A 4,192-nucleotide genomic window follows, 5' to 3' on the forward strand; every position below is an offset into this window, starting at 1 on the left:
CCTTGCTGCCGCAGCCGCCGCCGGTGCCGCAGGCACCGCCGTGGCCGTGCTCGTCGCGCTGCTTGGAGAACTCCGCCAGGCCCTCGACGGTCACGACCTCGCGACCCTCGACCTGACCGGCCGCGACCAGACACGAACAGACCGGTACGCCGTCGAGACGGACGGTGCAGGAACCGCACTCGCCCTGCTCACAGGCGTTCTTGGAGCCCGGCAGGCCCAGGCGCTCACGCAGGACGTAGAGAAGGGACTCGCCCTCCCACACGTCGTCGGCTTCCTGCTGACGGCCGTTGACCGTGAAATTGACGCGCATGTTACGCAGCCCCTTCAAGCGAGCGGCCGTTTCCGGTACCGCGGTACTGCTCCCAGGTCCAGACGAGCTGGCGGCGAGCCATGATGCCGACCGCGTGACGGCGGTACTTCGCCGTGCCGCGGACGTCGTCGATCGGGTTGGCCGCGCCGGAGGCGAGGTCACCGAACTGCTTGGCGATCGACGGGGTGATGACCTTGCCGGACTCCCAGAAGCCGCCCTCTTCGAGCGCGGCGTTCAGGAACTCCTCGGCGGCCTTCGCCCGGATCGGGGTCGGCGCGGCCGAACCGATTCCGGTGCGGACCGTGCGGGTCTGCGGGTGCAGCGCCAGACCGAACGCGCAGACCGCGATGACCATCGCGTTGCGGGATCCGACCTTGGAGTACTGCTGGGGGCCGTCCGCCTTCTTGACGTGAACGGTCTTGATGAGCTCGTCGGCGGCGAGCGCGTTGCGCTTCACACCCGTGTAGAACTCGTCGATCGGGATGAGGCGGGAGCCGCGTACGGACTCCACCTCGACCTCGGCGCCCGCCGCGAGCAGCGCGGGGTGGGAGTCACCGGCCGGCGAGGCGCAACCGAGGTTGCCGCCGACACCGCCGCGGTTACGGATCTGCGGGGACGCGACCGTGTGCGAGGCGAGCGCGAGTCCCGGGAGCTCCGTACGGAGGTTCTCCATGATCTGCGTGTACGGGACGGAGGCACCCAGGCGAACCACGTCCTCGCCGACCTCCCATTCCCGCAGCAGACCGATGCGGTTCAGGTCCAGGAGGTACTCCGGCCGCCGGTGGTCGAAGTTGATCTCGACCATCACGTCGGTGCCACCCGCAATCGGCACAGCTGAGGGGAACTCGGCCTTAGCGGCGAGCGCCTCCTCCCAGCTGGCGGGGCGAAGGAAGTCCATGAGCGGCTCTCTTCTTCTTCATCGTGTCGTTCACTTCAAGCCAGGAGGCCTGAGAGCCCTCGACTGGTCGTTCACGTGCTGTTAACGCGGTGTGGACCCAGTACACAAGCCGCTCGCCCCCCGGTGCAGTCACTGAAACCATGAAGGAGTTGGCTGACGGCCTCCCTCGTCTTGTAGATTCGTATGAAAGGCAGGATGCGACGACCTGCCCGATTTCCAACGGCAACATTCGAGACAGATCGGCGGCGACATCATGCGGCTGCGCGCACTGCTGGAAACCGAGGCGCTGGGGCTGCGGCTGCTCGGCGGCGAGGGTGAACTCGACCGGACGGTCCGCGGGGTCATGACGACCGACCTACGGGATCCCAGCCGATACCTGTCGGGGGGCGAACTCGTCCTGACCGGCCTGGCCTGGAGACGAAATTCAGCCGACTCCGAGCCATTCGTACGAATCCTGGCGAGCGCGGGCGTCGCCGGGCTCGCCGCGGGCGAGGCGGAGCTGCAGGCCATTCCCGACGATCTTGTTTCGGCCTGCGTGCGCAACCGGCTGCCGCTGTTCGCCGTGAACGAGGACGTTGCATTCGCCACGATCACCGAGTACGTCGTCCGGCAGGTCTCGGGCGAGCGCGCCGGAGACCTCGCGGCCGTCGTGGACCGACACCGCCGGCTGATGACCTCGGGTCCGGCCGGCGGCGGCCCCGACGTGGTGCTCGATCTGCTCACCACCGACCTCGATCTCCGGGCCTGGGTGCTGTCCCCGACCGGCCGGCAGATCGCCGGGGCGGGTGAGCCGCTGGCGCCGGGCGTGTGCGCAGCACTGGCGGGCGAGCACCTTGCGGCGGTCCGGACGGGCCGTAGGGGGCCGCATCGGATCTCCATCCAGGGTATTACCTACTCCCTCTTCCCGATCAGGGGACACGGGCGCGGCGCGGCCGGTCCAGGGGCCCGGGACGTGCGCGAGACCGTGCTCTCGGACTGGCTGCTGGCGGTCGAGGCGGACGCGGGCGACTGGCCCGCCGAGCGCCTCGACCTGCTGCAGGGCGTCACCCAGCTGATCGCCGTGGAGCGGGACCGGCGCGACGCGGCCCGCACCGTGCGCCGCCGCCTCGCACAAGAGGTCCTCGAACTGGTCCAGACGGGTGCCCCGCCCGCCGAGATCGCCGCCCGTCTGAGGGTCGCCGCCCCGGTGCTGCTGCCCGGACTGGGCGCCGCACCGCATTGGCAGGTCGTCGTGGCCCGGGTGGACTGGGAGGGCGGGGACATCCCCGGCGGCCCGGTGGCCCAGTCGCTGCTGGAGGAGATCCTCGTCGACCCGTCCGTACCGGGACCCGAGCCCTCGGACCGGATCGCGGTGGCCCATGCGGGTGACGAGGCCATCGCCCTGGTACCGCTGCCCTCGCTCTCCGGGGACGCCGGGGAGGACAAGGGTCCGGACTCGGCTCTGCACGCCGACGAGCTGCTCGCGGCCGTACGGGACCCCCTGGCGGCCGGTCTGTCCGACGACGGCCGGCTCACTCTGGGCGTCAGCGCCGCGGTGCACTCCGCCGAAGGGCTGCGCGGGGCGCTGGAGGAGGCCCGGCACGCCCGCCGGGTGGCCGCGGCGCGCCCGGGCCGGGTCTGTGCGGCGGGCCACCACGAGCTCGCCTCGCACGTGCTGCTGCTGCCGTTCGTCCCGGACGACGTCCGCCGCGCGTTCACGGCCCGGCTGCTGGACCCGCTGCGGGACTACGACCGGCGCCACCGCGCGGAGCTCATCCCGACGCTGGAGGCGTTCCTGGACTGCGACGGTTCCTGGACCCGCTGTGCGACGCGGTTGCACCTGCACGTCAACACGCTGCGCTACCGAGTCGGGCGAATCGAGCAGTTGACGGGCCGGGACCTGTCCCGGCTGGAGGACAAGCTCGACTTCTTCCTGGCACTGCGGATGAGCTGAGAAGATCCGCCCCGCGGCCGCAGGGTTCGGTCACGGGGCGGCTGATGATCCGTCCGGACTTTGTGAAAAAGTTCACCCAACCCCTTGGCCGATGCCGTGAATCCGTGCTCTCATTTCGCCCCAGGGCTCAACGATGTGCTGCTTGCTTGCTTTGGGGAGGGCAATGTGGCGGACACCGCCATGTCGGGTGCCGGAACAACCGGAGGAGACGACCCCCTCCAGCGGGCGATATGGCGGCTGCGCTCGCGCGGCTGTTGGACGGATGCGGCGGCGCTGCTGACACCGCACATCGGCAAGACCGGCAATGCCGGGGCGGCCGTGCAGCGGACCGCGCTGCTGGTGGAGCGGTGCCTGTTCACCGGGCAGGGCTGGGCCGAGGCCGAGGACGCGCTGCGGATCGCCGAGGCGGTCTCCCAGGACGACGACGACCGGGGTGCGGCCGCATGCGAACGGGGCCACCTGGCGTACGCCGCCACCGTGCTCGGCGTACGCGACCGCGCCGACGAGGCCCGCTCCGCGCTGGGCCGGGCCGCGGCCCTGCTGTCCCCGGACTCCCGGACCCGCCCGCTGCTGGACTTCCGGCGGGGGCTGGTCGCAGAGCACCTGGCGGACGCCCCGCAGTCGGCCCGGCCTGCCTACCACCGGGCCCACGCGGGGGCCCAGGCGCACGGGGACACCCTGCTGCTGTCCTTCACCTGGCGGCATCTGGCCGCGCTGGCCCTGCGGGACGGGGAGGTGGCCGAGGCCCGCAAGGGCTTCGCGGAGTCCCTGCGCATCCGGGAGGACCTGGGTTTCCTGATCGGCACGGCGCCGGCGCTGGCGGCGCTGGCCGAGGCCGAACCGGAACCGGAGGCCGCCCGGCTCCGCGCGGAGGCCCGCCGCCTGTTCCACCTGCTGGGCGGCATCCCCACCTGGCTGGCGGACCAGCTCCACCCGGCCCCCTCGCCTGCGGCGTAGCTTCCGGCACCCGCACGGCGCTCCACGCCCGGGCCTCGAACGCCGGCGGGGCTGAAGTACGCGGCGCCGCCGCCACATCCGGCCCCGTCGGCCC

General features: G+C 71.8%; 4 protein-coding genes. 2 read left to right on the forward strand and 2 right to left on the reverse strand.

Annotation, left to right across the window (positions count from 1 at the left end; all coding sequences use genetic code 11):
* The coding region (locus ACWGIU_RS31315; protein WP_453711485.1) for a (2Fe-2S)-binding protein at positions 1 to 310 on the reverse strand (310 nt) is incomplete at its 3' end.
* Between the two features lies 1 nt (position 311).
* The gene (locus tag ACWGIU_RS31320; protein WP_030010044.1) at positions 312 to 1,208 is read right to left on the reverse strand and encodes an FAD binding domain-containing protein; all 897 of its coding nucleotides are present in this window, start codon (positions 1,206 to 1,208) and stop codon (positions 312 to 314) included.
* Between the two features lie 253 nt (positions 1,209 to 1,461).
* On the opposite strand from ACWGIU_RS31320, the gene ACWGIU_RS31325 reads away from it, so the two are divergent.
* Both ACWGIU_RS31325 and ACWGIU_RS31330 read left to right on the forward strand, forming a co-directional pair.
* Positions 1,462 to 3,141: a PucR family transcriptional regulator gene (locus tag ACWGIU_RS31325; RefSeq protein ID WP_453711487.1), complete on the forward strand. Its 1,680-nt coding sequence runs from the start codon at positions 1,462 to 1,464 to the stop codon at positions 3,139 to 3,141.
* Between the two features lie 180 nt (positions 3,142 to 3,321).
* Complete coding sequence (locus ACWGIU_RS31330; protein ID WP_453711489.1) at positions 3,322 to 4,098, forward strand: hypothetical protein; 777 nt, start codon at positions 3,322 to 3,324, stop codon at positions 4,096 to 4,098.
* Positions 4,099 to 4,192: the final 94 nt, after the last annotated feature.

The organism is Streptomyces sp. NPDC054840 (assembly GCF_053611065.1).

Excerpts from the sequence above, each read along its gene's own strand:
- ACWGIU_RS31320 (WP_030010044.1), bottom strand. The coding sequence starts at position 1,208 with ATGGACTTCCTTCGCCCCGCCAGCTGGGAGGAGGCGCTCGCCGCTAAG.
- ACWGIU_RS31325 (WP_453711487.1), top strand. The coding sequence starts at position 1,462 with ATGCGGCTGCGCGCACTGCTGGAAACCGAGGCGCTGGGGCTGCGGCTG.
- ACWGIU_RS31330 (WP_453711489.1), top strand. The coding sequence starts at position 3,322 with ATGTCGGGTGCCGGAACAACCGGAGGAGACGACCCCCTCCAGCGGGCG.